Source organism: Flavobacterium gyeonganense (assembly GCF_029625295.1).
GTDB classification, from domain to species: Bacteria; Bacteroidota; Bacteroidia; order Flavobacteriales; family Flavobacteriaceae; genus Flavobacterium; species Flavobacterium gyeonganense.
The window spans coordinates 1,422,359-1,443,313 of sequence record NZ_CP121112.1 but is presented as its reverse complement, the minus strand read 5'-3'; the positions used below and the strand labels follow the sequence as shown (position 1 = coordinate 1,443,313).

Here is a 20,955-nt window from a genome sequence, read left to right as displayed (position 1 = left end):
TAACATGTTTTAATACTCATTTGTATGCGTAAATATTTTCTTTGGGCTGCCCCGATATTTTTTACTGTAGCTGGTTTAGGCTGGTTACAGCAAACGGAAATCATCTGGAAATTAGGATTAATCTTTGGATTTTCGAGTATTGCCATTGGAGCAGGACATGTGAGAATATTAAGTGGTTATCAATATACCTTCTGGATTATTACCGCAGTCTGCGCCGGATTGATTTATCCAGATTTTTTCCTGCACGTAGGCAGTTTCGACATGCGCAACAAATGGCTCATTCTGATTATCATTCAGCTGGTTATGTTCGGAATGGGAACGCAAATGAGCATTGAGGATTTTACCGGTATCCGAAAATCAGGCAAAGGAGTTTTAATTGGCTTGCTGGGACATTTTACCATCATGCCGGTTATGGGTTTTATAATTGCCAAAACATTTGGATTTGAACCTGAAATCGCCGCAGGAATCATACTGATTGGTTCATGCAGCAGCGGATTAGCTTCGAACGTGATGACGTACATCGCCAAGGGAAATCTTGTTTTGTCTGTAACCGTAACCGCAATGTCCACTTTGGCAGCACCAATCATGACACCGTTTTTGATGAAGATATTCGCAGGAACTCTCGTTGAGGTACATTTTTTCAATATGATGATGGAAATTATCAAAATTGTCCTTGTGCCTTTGGCTGCAGCCATGATTCACGATATTCTGAAAAACTATGGAGTCGTCGCAAAAAGGAGGATATATGTTTTAACTATAATTTCGGCGATTTGGCTGGTTGCTATTATCTTCCTTCAGGGGTTATTTGCTATAGTTGAAGACACACCACTAGCTCATATTTTAGAAATTGTAAACTTCAGCTGCGGTGCATTTATCGTGGGAGTATTGTATCATTTATTGTACAAGATATATCCAAAAATTGATGCAATTATGCCGTATTTTTCAATGTTTGGAATCATCTATTTTACGTTGGTAACGACTGCTGCAGGAAGGGATAATCTTATTCAGATTGGATTTTTGCTTTTCCTTGCTTCAGTTCTGCACAACGGAGCGGGTTACTTTTTCGGGTATTGGCTCAGCAGATTAAGCGGTCTCGACAAAAAAAGCAGCCAGACAATCGCTTTCGAAGTCGGTCTTCAAAACGGCGGAATGGCTTCCGGACTTGCCGGCTCCATGGGCAAATTAGCAACAGTTGGCCTGGCGTCAGCAGTATTCAGTCCCTGGATGAATGTTTCCGGCTCGCTATTGGCTAACTACTGGCGAAAAATAGGCAATCCCGAAGATGAAGCTACTCCGGATACACATTAGAAAATCAAAAACTCCATTTTACCGATGGAGTTTTTTTATGAAATTCAGTTTTATAATTTGGGCATATAGCTTGTCCCGATGGCTATCAGGAGGCTGTCCATTATATCTTTTGTTTCCTAAAGAAGGAAACAAAAGGATGCCATTCCCATCCCTTATGCAGATTTATTTTCAGGAGAAAATTTGGGTTGAAATAAAATTTAGAATTTTAATAAAATAAAAACATATTTTTGATTTAGATATAGATTTGAGTGTTGTTATTTCTAAATATTATGATTTGTAACTTTTAAGCAGATGATTTACCAAAACAACGCAACTAAATACTTTGATTTCCATCTACATAAGTGAACCATAAACTCACAATTATGAAAACCAAATTTTACTTTATTGCACTAGTACTAATCAGCTGTTTAATGTTTTCCTGCTCTTCAGACGACGAATTAAACTATCAGAATGATTTCCAAAAAAGCCAGAAAACGTGGCTGGATTTCAAAGCATCTTCAAATAACTCCTATAAGTATGTCGTATCTAGTGGTACACTTTTTCTCGCATATAGCTGGGAAACAACAATAACAGTATCAAATGGAAAAATAATCCAGCGTCATTTTAAATACACTGGAAATACTGAAAATATCCCTGATAACATTCCATTAGAATGGACTGAAGAAGAAAATCAAATAAACAGTCATGAAAATTCACCTGCTGCAGAAGCTTTAACATTAGATCAAATCTACAGTAAGGCAGAAAAAGAATGGCTTATTAAAAGAAAAGACGTTACAGTATATTTCGAATCAAAAAATAACGGACTGATTTCTACTTGTGGTTATGTGCCAAAAGGCTGCATGGATGATTGCTTTTTTGGGATAAGAATAAAAAGTATACAGTCGTTAACCCTGGATAATTAAACAAATTCGATGAAAAAAATTAGTATTGCCCTTTTTGGGATTTTAGCCCTGATTTTAACAGCATGCAGTGGCTCAGACACCTATCGCGGTTCCTGGAAAGCAACAGATGCCAAAGGTGAAAAATTCGAATTGTTCTTTAATGCAAAAGATTTTACGGTTAGAAAAAGTTTCGGCAAAAAAGAAAAATTTGAGTACAGTCAGAATTCTGTACAAATTGAAAACTCAGTTTCAACTTACGGAATCCAATTGTCTGACGGAAGAAGGTACCAGATTAATTTCCCTAAATCAGATGATGAAAGTGTAGGCCTAATTAAGGATGAAAATGGAACTCCCTTATATGTTATAAGCAGAAAAAATTATCTGAAATATGAAGATATTTTTAAGTTTAATTGAAGCTTAGTTGTTCTTTAAAAAAAGATCTTGCTTTTTGTTTTGTTGTAAATAGTTGATTTTAAATATTTTGGATTTGTTTTTTTTGTAACTTGTTTGCTGTTTAACCTATAAATCTAAAATCATGAAAAAATCTAACCTATTTATTTATGGTATTGTATTATTAGCCGTATTAATGGTTTCATGCAACGGGCGTAATAAACTGGTGAACTCCTGGAAAATTACCGCAGTAGAAGCAAAGATGCCACTCTCGGATTCTGCAAAAACTGAAATTTTGGCTAATGGAAAGTTAACCTTCACAAAAGATGGTCACGTGACAGGTTTTTTACAGAGTGAAATAACAGATGGTACTTATGCTTTAACAAAAGGAGGGAAGAGTCTGGTCATCAAAGATGAAACAGGAACTCCTTATCCATGTGAAAGCACAATTACAGGAGATAAACTCATATTAGAAAGTAAAGAAATGAAAATAACGCTCGATAAGATATAAAGAACTAAATTAAAATATTAAAATAAAACCTCCTAAATCAATGACTTAGGAGGTTTTGTAATTATGTATTTTATGAAATATTATTTTTCAACAATGGTATTAATCCCATTGATTGCTTTTTGAAACCGCAATGTTACCTGCTCCTGTAAAGAATAAAGTCAGGGCACCAAATAAATAAAGACCAAGTAATTCTAAAGCCCATCCTCCGTGTTCTCCCATAGAAAATATTTCAGAACTGTGGGCAATCAAAATGGCAACCAAACAATTGAAAGCATATATTGCAGCTGCAATTCTGGTTCTGAAACCAATTAAAATAGCAATAGGCGCAAGTATTTCTCCCACCAATACCCCATATGCAATAAAATCAGGAATGCCTTTTTCAGCAAGCATCGATTTAATGAATTCTAAACTTCCTCCAAATTTCGAAATACCATGCAGGAACATTAAAACGCTAACTGTGATACGGAGTATCAATAATCCTAAATCGTTGTTTTTTCTCATATTTTTTTACTCATTAGATTGTTAATAGAATCAAATATATCGAATTTGTCCTTATGTTGACTGCATGATTTAAAAATAAAAGTTTTATATTGGGGAATATAAAAAATGGATTATATAGTACAAATGAATATTAAAAATATACGAAATGAAACAATTACTTCAGTGGACAATCATCATTCCAATATTAGCGTGGATTCTTTTTTTAGCGGACTTGTTGATGGAAGCAGCTTTTTTCAAATTGTAGCAAGTATCTTGCTTATTCTTAGTGTTATGTCTGCCGTACACCATTCTGAAATAATAGCGGAAAGAGTGGGAGAGCCTTATGGAACTATTATTTTGGCTATTTCGATAACAGTTATTGAAGTCTCCATTATTGTTTCTTTGATGTTGTCTGAAGGATCCGAAGCAGCATCGTTGGCAAGAGATACCGTTTATGCTGCGACAATGCTCATTCTGAATGGCATCATTGGATTATGCCTTCTTATTGGTGGTCTTAAGCATTACGAACAAAATTTTTCTACTTCTTCTGTAACCATTGGTTTGGTTTCACTGGTATCTATTATTGTATTTACATTAGTCTTTCCAACGTTTACTGAAAGTGTTCATGGGTCTTATTATTCCGTGCCGCAACTTGTTTTTGCCTCGGGAGCCTGCCTTGTTATTTATGGCTCTTTTCTTTTTGCGCAAACGACAAGATACAGGCAATATTTCCTGACTATTGGAGATGATGAAAATGAAAACATAGCTGAGCCAGTGGTAATCAATAACAAGACGTTTTACACAAGTCTTGTTTTTCTTTTAGTAAGCTTAGGGATTGTAGTGTTATTAGCAAAAACATTATCCCCTACAATTGAAAGTATTATTGTGAGCTATAACCTGCCAAAAGCATTGGTAGGAGTTGTTATTGCCGCCATAATTTTGCTTCCCGAGGCAATTGCAGCAATCATAGCAGCAAGAAAAAACAGGCTGCAAACGAGTTTAAACTTAGCTTTGGGCTCTGCTTTAGCCAGTATAGGACTAACTATTCCAAGTGTAGCAGCAGTTTGTATTATGATGGATATGCCGATTATTCTAGGACTTGATATTAAATCTATTGTTTTATTGGCATTGTCTGTATTTACTGTAATGTTATCATTGAGCAAAGGAAAGTCGAATATTGTTTACGGGGTAGTACTTTTGGTAAATTTATTTGCTTTTATATTTTTGATGATATATCCGTGATGATACAAATAAGAAAATTTGAAACTCTTTTTTGAAAGTATTGTTTAATGAATTTTACAATGCAACTCATTTGAATTTCTATGCAATAAGTAATTTAGATCCAGATTACAAAAACGGTTCTGTCAGCCGGTGTTTAAAAGAAAATAGTACAAGTCCTACTTTTGATTTGATATTGAATTTTTCAAATAAAGTAGCCCTGTAAACTTCAATGGATTTTATTGATAGATTCATAATTTCGGCCATCTGTTCATAGGTTAATTCTCTTTCATCACAAACTAGCCTCAGAAAATCGAATTCGCGCTGCGTTAAAACAATATTTTCCTTTTTTTCGTTATTGCTATCATAATTGCGAACACGCTTAAGAATTTCAGAAACGTTGTTATATCCTATTTTAATAATGTTATCAATAGCAAATTTCAAATCGTGAGCTGTACAATTTTTATGTAGAAAACCTCTGGCACCATGATGATAAGCCGCATCGATTATTTGTTCGTCAAGATGCTGTGTCAACAATAATACTTTAAACTCTTCTTCTTTTTCTTCAAGTGCCTGCAATACTTCAATACCGTTCATGTGAGGCATGGAGTAATCCAGAATGTAGATATGTGGAGACGGATTTATGGGTAATGCCTGCAGGAAATCATCACCATTATCAAACTCTTGTATTACTTTGTAGTTACCCATTTTATACAGCAATTCTTTTAAACCTTGTCTTACAATAGAGTGATCATCGATTATACAAATAGTAGTCTGTTCCATACTTAGATTTTTTTATTTTCAGAAAGGGTAATTTCAGTTCCGGATCCTATTTGGCTTTCTACAGCTAAAATATAGTCTATGCTGCTGGCTCTGTTAATCATGTTTAGCAGTCCTAAAGACAATTTGCTTTTTTTATCTGTAAAATGAAATCCTTTACCATTATCTGCAATTATCATTTTAAAATCAGGACTGGTGGTTATCAAAATACTCATTTTAGAAGCTTTGGCGTGTTTAAAAATATTATTGATACATTCCTGAAAGATGCGGTAAATGATTATCTTTTCATTATTGTCAAATTTCTTTACCTCGATTTCCTCAAAAGAGTACACAATGTCAATTTTGGTATTTTTTTGCAATCGCTTTATTTCTGCAGCTATAGCTTTTATTACATCTTGCTGCAATAGCAATTGGCCATTTAAGGCATGACTGATACTTCTTATTGATTGTGATAAATTAGTAACGGATTGCGACAATGGCTCTAATGTTTTTTGCAGCTCAGGAGAATCCAGTTTAATGTTTTCTATCTGAAAATTAATATAGGTCAATTGCTGTCCGGCATCATCATGAAGATCCTGAGAAATATTATTGAGTACCTGCTCCTGCGTTTCAATTACAGTTTGGGTAATTCCTTTTTGAAAATCGAGATCTTTCTGATGCAGAAGTTCTGTGTATTTTTTTATTTTATTAAAATAAAGACGAATCAGAATAACACAAAAAAACAGTATTAAACCAATAAAAATGAAGGCTATTATTATTCCTATTACGACTTGATTCATTTGTAGTTATTTTTTTCTCTGTAGATGTAAATATTAATTAAGGTATAATAGGCGATACAAACTATATTAACAATGAAAACATATAAAGTAACACTACCAAATAAAACTTTTTTTGTCACTCCTAAGGATTTAAAACCAAGCATTAAGCCCATGCCGAAAAAGAAATATACCGGTGCAAACAAAAGCAGATAATTATTAGATAGAAAATACATTAAATTTTCTTCTTTTAACTGTCTGTAACTTTCGTAAATAAAAAGTGAGACATATAACAGAGCGCCAAAAACGAAGGTGTAATAATTATATTCGTCCGTTATTTCTATAATTATAAAATTAACAACAGAAAAAAGCACAAAAAGATACAGTATTACATTGGACATTTTTTTACGATTTATGATTTCTCTAAACGCAAGCATCCAACAAATATCATGAAAAATAATACTGATATTAAATGGTATTCGAATGGGTCTGTTATTATATACTAAAATAGAATTGATTAATTCCGTAAAAAAAACCACAAAAAGAATATACAGTAAATAGCGGTGCATTTTAATTTTCCAGCTAAGATTGCATAAAGCAAAAAGCAGCGTTATTAAAACGCATGCTTTTATTGGATTTATAATGTCTAGTATATTCAATCGTATTTATTTACAAGGGTATGTTAGGAACTGGAACGCCATGAGGGTCCGTTGAATAATCATAATATGGGTTTGCATTGATTCTATTTCCTTCACCTGGGTTTCCATTTACCTGAATGACAACTACTGACTGTACATTTTTAGGTTTTTCCTCTAGCGTAGCAAAACTAAATTGAAATTCGGAGTTATCATCTTTAGCATATTTTTTAGCCAGGCTTCTTATTAAAGCTGTAGAAAAATAATAACCTTTAACTCCATATCTCTCTGCCATTATCAGTTCACCAATTTTTTCATCATTAGATTTATCAGCTACCACGTTGAGATAGGCATCGTATCCATGAGAGCCTATTATTTTTTTAAGCTCCCCCAGCTGATTACATATTTTTCTTTTTGATTACTTACAGTGCCTTTAGCTCTATGGTCTTCGAGGACTGCTTCTTCTAGTGTGCATTCACAAACACTATCACCGTGCTGTCTTAACCATTCTGCTTTCTCTTCAATATCTGCTGACTTATAATAGCCCTCTAAAGTTAAACAATAAGATAAAGGAGCTTCTTTATCTACATCAGTTGCTGTAGTTGGACTTTCTACTTTTGCTTTTTTACAAGCTCCAATGGTTAAAATAACCATTAACACTATAGTAATTTTTTTCATGCTGTAATTTTTTAAGGGTTAATAATTTATTCTTCAAATTTTGCAATAAATCAATCGCAGCTAATGGGGTAAAACACTATTTTTTAAAGATTTTACCCCTATTATTCAATTTACTAGCTAAAATAGCGATTTTTCATTAACAACCCCAACAGCTATTTGAACTTCAAATAATTAGACAAAAAACTATACATATCATAGGTGTTTACCCAAGTAATTAAATTACACACTGAAGTAGTTTTGGAATGCATATTATCAATAATGCAACCAGGCTGCCGAAAAGGGATTTTATAGAGTAGGCATCAATATAAAAACAAAAATCATGGCGTGTAAATTTACTATAAATTATCCGCATCCAAAAGATGAGGCAGTACGAAAGCTCAGAGAAGCTGTTCTAAATCAGGAAGGAACTTTTGATGGCAACACTATCCAGGGACATTTTGAAGTAAATACCTCTATGGGTACTTTTGAAGTTGAGTATACTATTGATAATGATAATATTGTTGTAAAAGTACTGAGAAAACCAATTTTAATTTCTTGCAAAAGATTAGAAAGAGAGGTTACAGAATATCTTGAAAACAATCCAGCCATTAAAAATTCTCAATTTCAATTACTTAAAATAAAGGCGATCCTATTTATTTTGAGTACCGCATCCTTTTTTGGGTCCTGTTGCTCAATTAAAATCCCACAACCCTTAAAGATTCCAGATCCAACCACTACTGTAACTCCGGAATCTTCCTATTTGGGTGTAGAAGCCTGTGTTTCCAAATCCGATTTTTTACTGGCAGTAAAAAAAACATACATAATCCTATTGTAAACGATGACAAACCAGTAAAAGTTGTCGCTACAATACTCGCTACAGAAGACATTACATTTAACAGGATTGTTAGTGTATTGGTTAAGCCTTATGAACCAGGCTATTGGAAAGATGTAGCAACAAAAACTTATACAACTGTCAGGGAAGCATTTGGCTGTTGGTTAACACCATGGAAATGGGGAAAATGCTGGAAAAATGTTTTAAAGGAAGTATGGACAACTACAAAAGTGTATGTCGAGCCCGTAGTAGCTGTTTATCAACTGCAGACTGTTGCTGTCATGGAGATCGTAAATAAGGTTTACAAACCTGAAGTAGCTATTCATTATCCAACTTATTTGGATGATATCCAAATATCATTTACTGGCAATAAATACAAAATAACAGGCTACACTCATACAGAAATCAAATTAGATGTTGAGAGTAAAATAATACCATTAACGCCCGAAGTAAAAATCAAAAGTTTATTAAACTTAGATGTACATTGCGAGGTAGTTTTAGAAGGAGATGTTACCATCACCAATGATAAAAAAATTGATTTATCTTCCGGAATAACAACATTCAACATCAAAACTCCAATGGACAAGCTTCCTGAAATTGGAGGGAAAAATTTTTCCAAATACTTGTTTACAGATTTAGCTTTAGCAAACATTACTGAGAAATTAGTTGAGGAAGTTGGAAAAAAATCCCTGCAAAATGCGCTGGATAAAATGCTTGAACAAAACGCTAACACCTTAAATTTTGCAGAACAAATAGCGTATGTAACCCAGGCGATGTCTGGTTCCAAAGAAGTATCTCCTAATATTTGGCTAAATTTAAAACCACTCGAAATATCCTGTTCCAATCCGTATGGCTCCGAAGAAAACCTTTGTATTAATGTGGGTTTAAAATTTGAACCAAACATCTGCTATTCTGAAGTTATTCCTGATTTACCTCCCGGCGAAGTGGCATTTAGGGTAGCAGAACCACATCCTGCCGAAACAAACATCAACCTCAAACTTTCAGCACCAATACAGAAATTAGAAGTTTTGCTTTCTGAGGCCATAAATAATAATTTAAAAAATAGTGGTAATAAAATTTTAAAATCACTTTTGGTCGAAAATGCAGCAATTTATCGAACTCAAAATAACAAAATTGTGATTGCCCTAGACATTACCAGAAAAAGGCTGTTGTGTAACTGCAACGTTTTTTCAGCCTACTTAACAGGAGACCTGTCTTATGACAATTCAATCAAACAATTTTCCCTTAAAAACATTGATTTTAGTGTAGATACAAGAAGTAAACTTATCAATACCATTTACAAAGAGTTCTTAGATCAAAAAACAGAAAATTATATCGAACAACATGCCCTATTTGATATTGAACCTATTTATAAAGAAACGAGCCAAAAAATTGAAAACATGTCATATGCAACTGACTATGGATTACTATCCGGAAATTTAGCACTGACAACATTTTTAGGCCCTTATGTAAATGACACTACAATAGATGTTATTGCCCAACTAAAAGGAAATTATACGTTTCAGTTTTTACATAAAAAACCAGAACTATTCTTAGCCAATCCTTCTATAATTAGAACAGATGAAAATGTAAGCCTCAGCAAATTTGTAGCTATACCTACAGACACCATTAGCCCGAAGCAAATTTCTGAATTTGAAGGATATAGCCTTATAAAGTCCGATTCAGTATCTGAAAAAGCTACAGTAACATCTTTATTACCCCTTTACGATGAAAATAAAGAAGTCAAAAAGAAATCGAATAAAGATGAAGATTTTATATATCTCATTGATTCCGAAGGGAAAAAAATAGAAAAAAGAAAGTCCTTTGAAGACCAAATATTTAAAGGTGAGGAAATCATTATTATTGATTCTGTAGGCAATTTGAAGAAAAAAGTTATGGATTAATTTTTTTTCAAAAGATGTAGTTTCTTCTTTCATAATTCATTTTGATTGATTGCACTACATAATCTTAAGATTTACAAATAGTAGGCTAAAAAGAGACAGTAATTACGGTTTTCAATGAAAAATTAAATCAAACAAATCTCAACGTTTTACAAACATCTTAACGGCAAATTATTTGATTTTTTATTCTAAATAAAGACTTCAAATAAAAAAAAACAATGTAATACAGATAGTAGCAAAGCCAGATCAATTTCAAAACCTAACGATTCACCCACAACAAACAACTTGTTAAATCAACTGTTTATACCAAAATTACTATCTATTTATAACTATTTCTAATTGAATCCTGCCTTTAATTCCTTAACCAATTAATCCAATTATTATGAAAAATTTTTTAATATTTACATCGTTACTATTTCTTCAGACTGTTTACACTCAAAATTTCATGTATTTAAATGCCATCGATTTTGATTTTACAACAAATAAAACAGGTTATACAGGTCATTTTAATATTTATTCTCCTCCTATTGACTCTTCAGCTTGGGGGTATAATGCCGGAATTATGAAAATAAACTATTCAACATCTGACAGCATAATGCTTTATAGAGAAGATTACGTAAAATTAAAACCGCTTGATCCGCTTAAAATCGGAAGCAAATATGAATCTAAATACAACGAGTATAAAAATAAAACTAAAATATCATCCTATAGTATTTATATACAATCAATGTATGCACTAACTCCAGCTAAAAATTGCAACAAGATATTTGCCCATGCCCATGCCGAATTACTAATTTCTAATTTAGAAGCCAGCACTGCAATTAATACAATACAAAGAGATACTTTGACAATAACATCATTAGATTCAATACCTCAAAGAATATTGTCTACACAAGGAGACAATATTGAAAGAAAAAGCAAAAGTATTAACGGGTATTTTGGTTTAGGTATGACCTTCGATCTCAAATGTACCGATAAATCTCGCTTATTTTTTCAACCGACAGTAGGTTATACTACGAATTTTCCACAAGCATCGTCTGTAAACACAAATGGCAATGCAAATAATTACTACCTCAGTGAAATAAAAGATTGGAATTCCTTTTACCTTGTTAGAAGTTATTTTCGATATACTTTAGTACAAAATTCAGCTCCCGCAACAGGTACTACACAAACGACACCTTCAGAACTTATTCTTGGAACTGATATAAGAGGAATGTTTCCCAGATTTACGCCTTTTTACTCGGTTTATATAGGTTTAAATTTGGATTTAGCCAAGTTGGTAGATTTGTTTAAGTAAGTTTACCAACAAAATATCTGCATTTCGACCATTATCAAACTGATCGAAACAGATGAAAATAAAAAAACTCCTTAATTTCTTAAGGAGTTTCTTGGTGGGCGATGAGGGGTTCGAACCCCCGACCCCCTCGGTGTAAACGAGGTGCTCTGAACCAGCTGAGCTAATCGCCCTGTTTTACTAGGTTGCTATCATTTCGTGATTGCGAGTGCAAATATACGGTACTTTTTGAGTTCTGCAAACAAAATCAAGTAAAAAATATAACTTTTTTAAAAATAAATTTTATCTCCTTGTTTATGAATTTGTTATTAAAAGTGTTTTCTGGAACTTATTAGACAGAAAAGAACAGTTTTTAACTCAAAGGCAGTTCGGCCACTACAAAAGTGCTTCCGCCAGCGTAGATAAAATCATTTTCAGCAGCATTTTTCTTTGCTTCAGCGAAAGCGATCTCAACCGAATCGTATTTTTCGCCCTCTAAACCAAATTTTTCAGCTGCATTTTTTAAGGTTTCAGCAGGTAAACCTCTTGACGAATTCGGGCTGCAGAAATAATACTTTGCCTCCTTTGGGAATAAGGGCAGAATAGCATCCAAGTCTTTATCATTCACAACACCCAAAACAATATGCAGTTTCTCGTACTTTTCATTTTGAAGCTGCTTCATTACAACAGTCAGGCCATGCTTGTTATGCGCCGTGTCACAGATGATTTTTGGATTTTCACCCAGTTGCTGCCATCTTCCCTGCAGACCTGTATTTTTTACAACATGCAATAAACCTTCTTTTAATTGGCCAGTTGAAATTTTAAAATCAGTTTGGTTATTTAAAATTGCAATCGTCTGCTGGACCGTTTTTTTATTGTGAAACTGATAATCACCAATTAAGTCAGATAAATAAATCTGATCAATCAAATCAGACGCAAAAGAAATAGGAGCCTTGTTTTCTTCGGCTTTAGCCACAAACACCGGCTTGGTTTCATCTGTATATTCGCCAATAACGACCGGAATATTAGGTTTGATAATTCCGGCTTTTTCTCCAGCAATAGCCTCCAGTGTGTTTCCTAAAAACTGGGTATGATCTAAACCAATATTGGTAATTACCGAAACCAGAGGCCTAATGATATTTGTAGCATCCAGTCTTCCGCCTAAACCAACTTCTATAATGGCAATGTCAACTTTTTCAGAATCGAAATAATCAAAAGCCAGTCCAACCGTCATTTCGAAAAAACTCATATCGTTTGCTTCAAAGAAATCTTTATGTTTAGCAATGAATTCAATAACAAAATCTTCTGAGATTTCCTTGCCGTTTATTTTAATCCTTTCCCTGAAATCTTTCAAATGTGGCGAAGTGTACAATCCAACTTTGTATCCTGCTTCCTGCAAAACCGAAGACAGCATGTGCGAAGTAGAGCCTTTACCATTGGTTCCTGCAACATGAATGCATTTTAACCTGTTCTGCGGATTGCCCAAGTGTGCCGCCAGCAGTCTGATGTTGGTTAAGTCTTCTTTGTACGCTGAAGCACCCTGAAGCTGATACATGGGCAATTGATTAAACATCCAATTCGTAGTTTCCTGATAGTTCATTTTCGAATAAAATAGCGGTTAATTGAAATAATTTTCGATTTTATTAGTTTAATAATAGAGTGAAAATTATCTTTATTGCAAATTTCAAATATTTTTTAGAATTAATTATTATAAACCAGGATTAATATATGTTTAGCTTCATTCAATTACAGACAGATACTATTGCAAACGCCGCATCTAACGTAGTTATCGAACAAGTTGCACCCAATACCGAAATTTCAGTTTTAGGATTTATTTTAAAAGGGGGTGTGTTCCTTATCCCAATTGCAATTTTATTGTTTTATACCATTTACGTTATCATTGAACGTTATTTATATATTGCAAAAGCATCAAAAATAGACAATCGTCTAATGCAGGATGTGGGAGATAAACTGCATGCCGGAAATATTGAACTGGCCCGATCTATTGTAGAAAGAAGCAATACGGCTTCCGGAAATATTTTAAAAGAAGGCGTTTTGGTTATCGGGCGTCCAATTGCTGAAATCGAATCGAATATGGACCGTGCTGCTGACATTGAAATTGGTGAAATGGAAAGCCGTTTAGGACATCTTGGTCTTATTGCTGGTATCGCGCCAACACTTGGATTCGTTGGAACCATTTCCGGAGTAATCAAGATTTTCTACAGCATTTCAGTAACAGAGAATATTAGTATCGGAAACATTTCCGGTGGATTATACGAAAAAATGATCAGTAGTGGGGCAGGGCTGATTGTGGGAATTATTGCCTATAGTGGTTACCATATCCTGAATGGTAAAATTGACGATTTTGCCCTGAAAATCCAGAAACAAATATTAGAATTTGTCAATATAATTCAAAGAGCATAAGCCATGTCAATCAAGAGAAAAAGAAGATTTCATGCTGAAGTGGCGACATCGTCGTTAAGTGATATTATGTTTTTCCTGCTGTTGTTTTTCCTGATTATATCAACGCTTGCAAATCCGAATGTTATCAAAATGACATTGCCAAAAGCCAAATCAAACGAAAAAACGAATAAGCAATTAATCAGTTTATCGGTTACCGAAGATAAAAAGTTCTACATCGACAAACAGCCAGTCGAATTTGAAGAATTAGAAACAAGCCTGATGTCAAAAATTGGAGACGATAAAGAGCAAACCGTCGTGGTTCGTATTCCGTTTAATCTTCAGGTTCAGGATTTAGTTGATGTACTGCAGATAGGAGTAAAGAATAATCTGAAATTTGTAATTGCGACGAGTCCGAAGTAAGAAAATTATTTGGGCGTGACCACAATAAAAAAATGGGCCAATCAGCAGGATGTTGATATGCCCATTTTTTTATTCCGGTCGGGCTATTCGCGCTACTTCGGTAGCTTGCTGCAAACGAAGTTCACTGAACTCCGATGAAAATAAAGATTAAGTGAAGTAATCCCTCACGCGAATGACAGGTATTAAAGAACAATAATGTTTATATTTTTACAAAGTACTGTCATTTCGACCGAAGGGAGGAATCACACGCGGGATTCCGCAAAGTAAATCACCAATCTTTGTCGAGTTTCTGGTGTGATTTCTCCCTTCGGTCGAAATGACAAAACCTGTAATAAAAAAAGGCCTTCTGAAATAATTAGAAAGCCTTTTTATGTAATTAATTATTCGTGCTAATCAGTGAAATCCGTGTTTTTAATTCAAACTAAAATTATAAATAATCTTACCCACTTGTTTCGCAGGAGCATTGCTGTCAGCATCCCATTTAGTGTTCATTGCAGCAATTTTTGCCTGATCTAATAAACATCTAGCTAAGTTGGTTGTTCCTTTTATTCCAGGTGTAGCGCTTATTGTTCTTCCGCTTTGATCTACTGTAACTTCAACGACTACTTTTCCTGCTTCATCACAGGTGTATTTTGGTGCCGGTTTTGATAATGCTTTTCGGTTTCCTAAGGAATATCCCGATCCTCCGCCAGAACCTCCACCACTTCCTGCACCGTAACCGCTTCCTGTACCAATGCCGTTTCCGGTTCCATTACCGCCGCCTGTTCCTCCACCGGAACCTCCTGAGCCATAATATCCGCCAGAACTTAGGCTGCCGTTTGCTTTTCCTTTGTTTCCTGCCACTTTATCATCGCCGTCCCCTCCTTTATTTGAACCTTTTAAAATGCTGGATAGAGCATCATTGGTAGAATTCGAAACTTTAGGTTTTTCAGGAACAGGTTTTGTAACCGGTTTTTCTACCGGAACAGGTTTTTTGGGCTTTTCTTTTGTTGGAATAACAACATCGTTATCTGCGGTTGTGTTTTCCTGAGTAATGATAGCTTCTTCTTCAGGAGTGGCTTTTGCAGGTGCTTGTTTTACATTGTTTTTTACATCCAGAACTTCACTTTTATAGTTAGCACCAGAACCCAAATCACTGTCACCAAAATTCAGTGTAACACCACCGCCACCACCGCCTTCGGCTAGTGCTGCATTATTTTCAGGATTATAAGGAGGCCAGAAACGTATAAAAAACAACAGCAATAACAGCAAACCATAAATTGCAGTAGAGATTAATAGTGATTTCTTTTTATCTGAAGAATCCGTAGAAGTCATTTTGATTCTGAATTTTGTAATGTATATTTTAGTAAAAACGTCTAAAAGTACTAAAAATTGTTTAGAAGCAAAGAGAGAATTTAACCGCAAGGCTCGCAAGAGTCTTATGCAAGGAACTTTGCGCCCTTTGCGTAAACCCTTTGCGAGCTTTGCGGTTAAATCTAAAAAATAACGAGCTAAAGTTTTAGCTCGTTATTTAATATAAGTGTATAAAAAATTACACTAATTGTTTCAATGCAATTTCAAAGGCAGTTGCACTTATATTGGTTTTTGACGGATTCAAAGCATGCGCTTTTACAATCGCATTTTTTATAATTTCCGATGTGTCGTTAAAAATAGCCTCATCTGTCATCTGAACTTTTTTCTCCATAAAATAAGCAAAAACCCTCGCCATTCCGCAATTCGAAATAAAATCTGGAATTAGACTTACTTTATGATCCACTTCTTCCATGATCGATCCGAAGAAAATTTCTTTATCCGCAAAAGGAACATTAGCTCCGCACGAAATTACTTCTAAACCGTTTACAATTAAACTGTCAATTTGAGCCTGAGTAACCAATCTTGAAGCTGCACAAGGGGTAAAGATTTCTGCGCCAATCGTCCAGATTTTTGAGTTGATTTCATCAAACGGAATCATATTATCGGCTACTAATTTGTTTCCGTCCTTATTTAAAAACAAAGTTCTTATTTCTTCAAAAGTAAAACCCTCTTCTTTGATTAAGCCTCCATCGCGGTCAATAATGCCAATAACTTTCGCGCCCATTTCTGCCAGATAAAAAGCAGCAGCCGAACCTACATTCCCAAATCCCTGTACAATTGCTTTTTTACCTTTGATATCGCCGCCGTAAGTTGCATAAAAATGGCGAACAGCCTCAGCAACACCAAAGCCGGTAATCATATCAGCGACAGTATATTTTCTGGTTACATCAGGAGAGAACTTAGGATTTTCAATTACTTTTATAACGCCCTGACGCAATTGACCAATGCGGTTGATTTTGTCAGCTTCTGTTGGTTTAAAATGTCCGTTAAAAACGCCTTCCTGCGGATGCCACACGCCACATTCTTCGGTCATCGGTATTACTTCATGTATTTCATCAACATTCAAATCGCCTCCGGTTCCGTAATAGCTTTTTAATAAAGGCGAAACGGCTTTGTACCAACGTTGTAATACGCCTTTTTTACGCGGATCGTTCGGATCAAAATTAATTCCGGATTTAGCGCCTCCAATTGCAGGACCTGAGACGGAGAATTTTACTTCCATTGTTTTTGCCAATGATAAAACCTCGTTCATGTCAAGGCCTTTTCTCATTCTGGTTCCGCCTCCGGCAGCTCCACCGCGAAGTGAATTAATGACAGTCCAGCCTTCGGCTTCCGTTTCGGAATCTTTCCAGTTGAAAACAATTTCAGGTTCTTTATTTTCGAATTGTTGCAATAAATCTTTCATATTGTTGCGATATATTTATTTTGAGCAAATATATGAAAGGTTTTATGAGAAATATGCACTTTGATTTCTTTTTTAATTTACAAGTGCAAGTCTTAAAACATCCAATTGCTATTGTTTGGCTTTGTTGCATTTAAGAAAATAATTTTACTATCTTTTCAGAAACTTTAATCTTAAAAAACATGAAATTGAAAGTAATTATCTTAGCCATATTTGCTGTTTTGATTAGTTGTAAAAAACAGGATCCGGAAAATGATAACCATTCAGATTTAACTTTAAAAGAATCATTCAAAAATGATTTTAGAATAGGAATGGCTGTAAATGAAGAGATATCATCTGGAAAGGATTTAGTGTCTCAAAATATTATTTTAAAGCAATTCAATTCTATTACTCCAGAAAATGTCATGAAAGCAGAAAGAATAAATCCGGAACCGGGAGTGTATAATTTTAAACCTGCAGATGACTTCGTAGCATTTGGACAAAAAAATAAAATGTTTATAGTGGGGCATACCTTAATATGGCACAACCAGACCCCTGAATGGTTTTTTCAGGATAAAAATGGAAATCCAAATACGAAAGAAGCGCAAATGGAAAGAATGAGAACCCATATTCAGACTATTGCTGGCAGATATGCAGGAAAAGTACAAGCCTGGGATGTTGTAAATGAAGTGATGGACGAAAATGGCTCTTACCGTAAAACGAACTGGGTTAATAGTATTGGTAATGGTGATACTTTAGTAAAGAATGCGTTTAAATTTACAAGTAAATATGCGCCAGACACAGAATTATATTACAACGATTTTAATGTTTGGAGGCCGACAAAAAGAGATGGTATTATGCGTATGGTGAGAATGCTGAAAAAAGAAGGTGTGAGAATTGATGGGATTGGTATTCAGGGTCATTGGGGACTTAATTATCCTAAAAAAGAATATATAGAAGCGGCAATAGATTCATTTGCTTCATTAGGGGTGAAAGTAATGATTACAGAATTAGATATTGACGTTTTGCCATTAACAAAAGAAGGACAAATTATTGGAACCGGATTGTTACATCCTCAATATGAATTAGAAGAATTTAAAACATTTTTAGATCCCTACCGAAAAGGTTTGCCAGAGGATATCCAGAAGCAATTGACAAATAGATATGCGGAGTTATTTGAAATATTTTACAGAAAACGCGACAAAATTGATCGTGTTACTTTCTGGGGTCTGCATGACGGAATGTCCTGGAAAAATGATTACCCTATTGCAAACAGGACGAATTATCCATTACTATACGATCGTAATAAAAAACCAAAACCTGCTTTAAAAGCAATTTTAAATATAAAAAGGGATTAAAAAAAATATTGCTTTAGAACTGATTTTGCATTTTGTTAAGTTAGTTTGATGTGAAAAATAATACTATTAAATGTATTTGAATCAATTATAAAAAAAGCCGAAAACAGTTTTTGTTTTCGGCTTATTATTTATGAAACTAAGGACGTTTACTGTCCCAATAAGTTTTTCTTTAACGTTTCGTCAACAGGTTTGTCAGATAGCCATATTCCGAACAATGCTTTTTTGAAATCAAACCCGGGAATTTTTCCTTTTAATGATTCGTTTTTGAAAACATTTATTGTTTGATCCAAAGGGCTATAAGCTAATATAAAAACATCTTTTTCTGTGATTTTGTCACTTAAAAGTGTTTTCAGCTGCTCAATTCTTGGTCGTAATGTCTCAAGCTTATCTGCAGCAGATTTTTCAAATCCTGTATCCATTGCTTTGCCCAATTTGTTGGCAGAAACCATAGACGAAGTAATTTCAATCCGGATAGCCATTTCGGTATCGCTGTCCATAATAAATTGGGCATCCTGTGTTAATTGTGATAGGTACAAAGCCTGAACATATACTTCCATCCACATTTTTGATCTTCCGCCAGCTCCGTTAAGTTGCAAAGTTTTGTTCAAAACCTCAATTTTTCTTGGAACAGTAACGCCGTTTACATCGATGTGTGTTTGCGCAGTTAATGTAAATTGTATGCTTAAAAAAAGCGTGAGTAATAGTAAAATCTTTTTCATAGTCTTTCTTAATAATTGTTTTTTTTAGTGTTTTTGTTTTTTGCAAAAGTACTGTTAATCTGCAAAAATTAGTCTTTTAAACGGCAAGTTTTTTATGATATTGCAATTGGTTTGAAAAATATATTGAATTAAAAATCAAATTAGTAAGAGTATTTTTATCGTCGATTTGCAGTGCAGAAGCTGTTCATGTGCGAAATCCATAAATGGTCAGTTTGTAATTTTTACTATCTATAATTTTACCCTTAAATTTTGAATAATATATTGTAATATTTAGGTTTTATTAATTTTAGTTTAGAGTTGAAACGAAAACGTTATAGTATTTTTTGATTAAAACTTAAAATACTATGCATGCATTGTTATTTGGTATTTAAAATTTATCTTTGAAAAGCTTCTTTCACGGAGCACATGAAAGCAATTTAACAACTAAAGAACCACTATTATGGATTTTAATCTAACAGAAGAGCATTTAATGATACAGCAGGCTGCAAGAGATTTTGCTCAAAATGAACTGTTGCCGGGTGTAATTGAAAGAGACGAAAAGCAAATTTTTCCGACCGAACAGGTAAAAAAGATGGGTGAGTTAGGGTTCATGGGCATGATGGTTGATCCAAAATACGGAGGAAGTGGGCTGGATACAATTTCATATGTAATTGCGATGGAAGAAATTTCTAAAGTTGATGCATCTGCTTCAGTAGTGATGTCTGTAAATAATTCTTTAGTATGCTGGGGACTGCAGGAATTTGGAACTGAAGAACAAAAACAAAAATACCTGCCTCGTCTGGCTTCGGGTGAAATTCATGGGGCATTTTGCTTAAGCGAGCCTGAAGCAGGTAGTGACGCCACTTCGCAAAAAACAACCGCTATTGATATGGGCGATCACTATCTCGTAAATGGTACAAAAAACTGGATTACAAACGGGAATACGGCTTCTGTTTATTTAGTTATTGCACAAACGCATCCTGAATTAAAACATAAAGGAATAAATGTGCTGATTATGACTAAAGATATGCCGGGGTTTTCGGTTGGGCCAAAAGAGCAAAAAATGGGGATTCGCGGTTCTGATACACATTCATTAATGTTTAGTGATGTGAAAGTTCCGAAAGAAAACAGAATCGGTGAAGACGGATTCGGATTTAAATTTGCCATGAAAACGCTTGCCGGAGGCCGTATCGGAATCGCTTCTCAGGCTTTGGGAATCGCTTCAGGGGCTTATGAGCTGGCTTTAAAATATTCCAAAGAGCGTAAAGCTTTCGGAACAGAAATCTGCAATCATCAGGCAATTGCTTTTAAACTGGCCGATATGGCAGTTAATATTGAAGCTGCACGTCATTTATGTATGAAAGCAGCATGGGATAAAGACCAGCACAAAAATTACGATGTAAGCGGCGCTATGGCTAAATTATTTGCTTCACAGGTGGCAATGGATACAGCAGTAGAAGCAGTCCAGATTCACGGTGGAAATGGTTATGTAAAAGAATATCATGTAGAGCGTATGATGCGTGATGCGAAAATCACTCAGATTTACGAAGGAACTTCAGAGATTCAGAAAATTGTGATTTCAAGATCAGTTATTTCAGAATAGCGGATTCTTTTTTAATTATAACCCTTTCGGCTTTTTTAACTTTGAAAGGGTTTTTTTTACGATTATTTTTTTTACTTTTCAGAAGTTTTGCCTTAAGAACACTAATCTAAATTTCTTT

The 20,955-nt window shown here is 34.5% G+C and carries 21 protein-coding genes and 1 tRNA gene; 12 read left to right on the top strand and 10 right to left on the bottom strand.

Annotated features, from left to right (window positions below):
- Positions 1 to 24: 24 nt before the first annotated feature.
- The 4 genes from P5P89_RS06370 (at position 25) to P5P89_RS06355 (ending at position 3,090) form a co-directional block, all read left to right on the top strand.
- On the top strand, positions 25 to 1,308 hold the full coding sequence (locus P5P89_RS06370; RefSeq protein ID WP_278011206.1) for a bile acid:sodium symporter family protein: 1,284 nt from the start codon (positions 25 to 27) through the stop codon (positions 1,306 to 1,308).
- 362 nt (positions 1,309 to 1,670) lie between these two features.
- Entirely contained in the window at positions 1,671 to 2,210 is a 540-nt protein-coding gene (locus P5P89_RS06365; RefSeq protein ID WP_278011205.1) for a hypothetical protein, read from the top strand.
- A 9-nt stretch (positions 2,211 to 2,219) separates the two neighbouring features.
- On the top strand, positions 2,220 to 2,603 hold the full coding sequence (locus tag P5P89_RS06360; protein ID WP_278011204.1) for a hypothetical protein: 384 nt from the start codon (positions 2,220 to 2,222) through the stop codon (positions 2,601 to 2,603).
- 121 nt (positions 2,604 to 2,724) lie between these two features.
- Complete coding sequence (locus P5P89_RS06355) at positions 2,725 to 3,090, top strand: hypothetical protein (protein WP_278011203.1); 366 nt, start codon at positions 2,725 to 2,727, stop codon at positions 3,088 to 3,090.
- Positions 3,091 to 3,189: 99 nt separating this feature from the next.
- On the opposite strand, the gene P5P89_RS06350 is transcribed toward P5P89_RS06355, so the two are convergent.
- Entirely contained in the window at positions 3,190 to 3,591 is a 402-nt protein-coding gene (locus P5P89_RS06350; RefSeq protein ID WP_278011202.1) for a DoxX family protein, read from the bottom strand.
- 105 nt (positions 3,592 to 3,696) lie between these two features.
- Here P5P89_RS06350 and P5P89_RS06345 point away from each other — a divergent pair, with 105 nt between their 5' ends.
- Positions 3,697 to 4,812 (top strand): calcium:cation antiporter, encoded by a 1,116-nt coding sequence (locus P5P89_RS06345; protein WP_278011201.1) that lies wholly within the window; start codon positions 3,697 to 3,699, stop codon positions 4,810 to 4,812.
- A 105-nt stretch (positions 4,813 to 4,917) separates the two neighbouring features.
- Here the strand turns inward: P5P89_RS06345 and P5P89_RS06340 are convergent, their stop codons facing one another.
- The 4 genes from P5P89_RS06340 to P5P89_RS06325 all read right to left on the bottom strand — a co-directional run bounded on the left by P5P89_RS06340 (position 4,918) and on the right by P5P89_RS06325 (position 7,636).
- Complete coding sequence (locus P5P89_RS06340; RefSeq protein WP_278011200.1) at positions 4,918 to 5,571, bottom strand: response regulator transcription factor; 654 nt, start codon at positions 5,569 to 5,571, stop codon at positions 4,918 to 4,920.
- Between the two features lie 2 nt (positions 5,572 to 5,573).
- Positions 5,574 to 6,347: a sensor histidine kinase gene (locus tag P5P89_RS06335; RefSeq protein ID WP_278011199.1), complete on the bottom strand. Its 774-nt coding sequence runs from the start codon at positions 6,345 to 6,347 to the stop codon at positions 5,574 to 5,576.
- A 645-nt stretch (positions 6,348 to 6,992) separates the two neighbouring features.
- Positions 6,993 to 7,253 carry a hypothetical protein gene (locus P5P89_RS06330; RefSeq protein WP_278011198.1) on the bottom strand — a complete coding sequence of 87 codons (261 nt, stop codon included), beginning with the start codon at positions 7,251 to 7,253 and terminating at the stop codon, positions 6,993 to 6,995.
- 77 nt (positions 7,254 to 7,330) lie between these two features.
- Complete coding sequence (locus P5P89_RS06325) at positions 7,331 to 7,636, bottom strand: hypothetical protein (RefSeq protein ID WP_278011197.1); 306 nt, start codon at positions 7,634 to 7,636, stop codon at positions 7,331 to 7,333.
- A 319-nt stretch (positions 7,637 to 7,955) separates the two neighbouring features.
- On the opposite strand from P5P89_RS06325, the gene P5P89_RS06320 reads away from it, so the two are divergent.
- The 3 genes from P5P89_RS06320 to P5P89_RS06310 all read left to right on the top strand — a co-directional run bounded on the left by P5P89_RS06320 (position 7,956) and on the right by P5P89_RS06310 (position 11,645).
- Positions 7,956 to 8,450: a hypothetical protein gene (locus P5P89_RS06320; RefSeq protein ID WP_278011196.1), complete on the top strand. Its 495-nt coding sequence runs from the start codon at positions 7,956 to 7,958 to the stop codon at positions 8,448 to 8,450.
- Positions 8,451 to 8,527: 77 nt separating this feature from the next.
- The gene (locus tag P5P89_RS06315) at positions 8,528 to 10,351 is read left to right on the top strand and encodes a DUF4403 family protein (RefSeq protein ID WP_278011195.1); all 1,824 of its coding nucleotides are present in this window, start codon (positions 8,528 to 8,530) and stop codon (positions 10,349 to 10,351) included.
- Positions 10,352 to 10,730: 379 nt separating this feature from the next.
- Positions 10,731 to 11,645 (top strand): hypothetical protein, encoded by a 915-nt coding sequence (locus P5P89_RS06310; protein ID WP_278011194.1) that lies wholly within the window; start codon positions 10,731 to 10,733, stop codon positions 11,643 to 11,645.
- A 92-nt stretch (positions 11,646 to 11,737) separates the two neighbouring features.
- On the opposite strand, the gene P5P89_RS06305 is transcribed toward P5P89_RS06310, so the two are convergent.
- Positions 11,738 to 11,815, bottom strand: a tRNA-Val gene (locus tag P5P89_RS06305).
- Positions 11,816 to 11,994: 179 nt separating this feature from the next.
- Complete coding sequence (locus tag P5P89_RS06300; protein ID WP_278011193.1) at positions 11,995 to 13,221, bottom strand: bifunctional folylpolyglutamate synthase/dihydrofolate synthase; 1,227 nt, start codon at positions 13,219 to 13,221, stop codon at positions 11,995 to 11,997.
- 128 nt (positions 13,222 to 13,349) lie between these two features.
- Between P5P89_RS06300 and P5P89_RS06295 the strand changes: the two genes are divergently transcribed.
- Positions 13,350 to 14,045 carry a MotA/TolQ/ExbB proton channel family protein gene (locus tag P5P89_RS06295; protein ID WP_278011192.1) on the top strand — a complete coding sequence of 232 codons (696 nt, stop codon included), beginning with the start codon at positions 13,350 to 13,352 and terminating at the stop codon, positions 14,043 to 14,045.
- Positions 14,046 to 14,048: 3 nt separating this feature from the next.
- Positions 14,049 to 14,444 carry an ExbD/TolR family protein gene (locus tag P5P89_RS06290; RefSeq protein WP_110305515.1) on the top strand — a complete coding sequence of 132 codons (396 nt, stop codon included), beginning with the start codon at positions 14,049 to 14,051 and terminating at the stop codon, positions 14,442 to 14,444.
- 411 nt (positions 14,445 to 14,855) lie between these two features.
- Here the strand turns inward: P5P89_RS06290 and P5P89_RS06285 are convergent, their stop codons facing one another.
- Both P5P89_RS06285 and P5P89_RS06280 read right to left on the bottom strand, forming a co-directional pair.
- Entirely contained in the window at positions 14,856 to 15,758 is a 903-nt protein-coding gene (locus tag P5P89_RS06285; RefSeq protein WP_278011191.1) for an energy transducer TonB, read from the bottom strand.
- 217 nt (positions 15,759 to 15,975) lie between these two features.
- Positions 15,976 to 17,202, bottom strand: a complete 1,227-nt coding sequence (locus P5P89_RS06280; protein ID WP_278011190.1) for a Glu/Leu/Phe/Val dehydrogenase dimerization domain-containing protein — start codon at positions 17,200 to 17,202, stop codon at positions 15,976 to 15,978.
- Positions 17,203 to 17,387: 185 nt separating this feature from the next.
- Here P5P89_RS06280 and P5P89_RS06275 point away from each other — a divergent pair, with 185 nt between their 5' ends.
- Positions 17,388 to 18,536, top strand: coding sequence for an endo-1,4-beta-xylanase (locus tag P5P89_RS06275; protein WP_278011189.1), 1,149 nt, complete (start codon positions 17,388 to 17,390; stop codon positions 18,534 to 18,536).
- 146 nt (positions 18,537 to 18,682) lie between these two features.
- On the opposite strand, the gene P5P89_RS06270 is transcribed toward P5P89_RS06275, so the two are convergent.
- Positions 18,683 to 19,255, bottom strand: a complete 573-nt coding sequence (locus P5P89_RS06270; protein ID WP_278011188.1) for a chalcone isomerase family protein — start codon at positions 19,253 to 19,255, stop codon at positions 18,683 to 18,685.
- A 439-nt stretch (positions 19,256 to 19,694) separates the two neighbouring features.
- Between P5P89_RS06270 and P5P89_RS06265 the strand changes: the two genes are divergently transcribed.
- Positions 19,695 to 20,837: an acyl-CoA dehydrogenase gene (locus tag P5P89_RS06265; RefSeq protein ID WP_278011187.1), complete on the top strand. Its 1,143-nt coding sequence runs from the start codon at positions 19,695 to 19,697 to the stop codon at positions 20,835 to 20,837.
- The last annotated feature ends 118 nt before the right edge of the window (positions 20,838 to 20,955 follow it).

Coding starts and splice junctions, on each gene's coding strand:
- P5P89_RS06280 (WP_278011190.1), bottom strand. CDS start 17,202: ATGAAAGATTTATTGCAACAATTCGAAAATAAAGAACCTGAAATTGTT.
- P5P89_RS06300 (WP_278011193.1), bottom strand. CDS start 13,221: ATGAACTATCAGGAAACTACGAATTGGATGTTTAATCAATTGCCCATG.
- P5P89_RS06360 (WP_278011204.1), top strand. CDS start 2,220: ATGAAAAAAATTAGTATTGCCCTTTTTGGGATTTTAGCCCTGATTTTA.
- P5P89_RS06330 (WP_278011198.1), bottom strand. CDS start 7,253: ATGGCAGAGAGATATGGAGTTAAAGGTTATTATTTTTCTACAGCTTTA.
- P5P89_RS06265 (WP_278011187.1), top strand. CDS start 19,695: ATGGATTTTAATCTAACAGAAGAGCATTTAATGATACAGCAGGCTGCA.
- P5P89_RS06285 (WP_278011191.1), bottom strand. CDS start 15,758: ATGACTTCTACGGATTCTTCAGATAAAAAGAAATCACTATTAATCTCT.
- P5P89_RS06370 (WP_278011206.1), top strand. CDS start 25: ATGCGTAAATATTTTCTTTGGGCTGCCCCGATATTTTTTACTGTAGCT.
- P5P89_RS06335 (WP_278011199.1), bottom strand. CDS start 6,347: ATGAATCAAGTCGTAATAGGAATAATAATAGCCTTCATTTTTATTGGT.
- P5P89_RS06295 (WP_278011192.1), top strand. CDS start 13,350: ATGTTTAGCTTCATTCAATTACAGACAGATACTATTGCAAACGCCGCA.
- P5P89_RS06345 (WP_278011201.1), top strand. CDS start 3,697: ATGGATTATATAGTACAAATGAATATTAAAAATATACGAAATGAAACA.
- P5P89_RS06290 (WP_110305515.1), top strand. CDS start 14,049: ATGTCAATCAAGAGAAAAAGAAGATTTCATGCTGAAGTGGCGACATCG.
- P5P89_RS06365 (WP_278011205.1), top strand. CDS start 1,671: ATGAAAACCAAATTTTACTTTATTGCACTAGTACTAATCAGCTGTTTA.
- P5P89_RS06320 (WP_278011196.1), top strand. CDS start 7,956: ATGGCGTGTAAATTTACTATAAATTATCCGCATCCAAAAGATGAGGCA.
- P5P89_RS06270 (WP_278011188.1), bottom strand. CDS start 19,255: ATGAAAAAGATTTTACTATTACTCACGCTTTTTTTAAGCATACAATTT.
- P5P89_RS06355 (WP_278011203.1), top strand. CDS start 2,725: ATGAAAAAATCTAACCTATTTATTTATGGTATTGTATTATTAGCCGTA.
- P5P89_RS06340 (WP_278011200.1), bottom strand. CDS start 5,571: ATGGAACAGACTACTATTTGTATAATCGATGATCACTCTATTGTAAGA.
- P5P89_RS06325 (WP_278011197.1), bottom strand. CDS start 7,636: ATGAAAAAAATTACTATAGTGTTAATGGTTATTTTAACCATTGGAGCT.
- P5P89_RS06310 (WP_278011194.1), top strand. CDS start 10,731: ATGAAAAATTTTTTAATATTTACATCGTTACTATTTCTTCAGACTGTT.
- P5P89_RS06350 (WP_278011202.1), bottom strand. CDS start 3,591: ATGAGAAAAAACAACGATTTAGGATTATTGATACTCCGTATCACAGTT.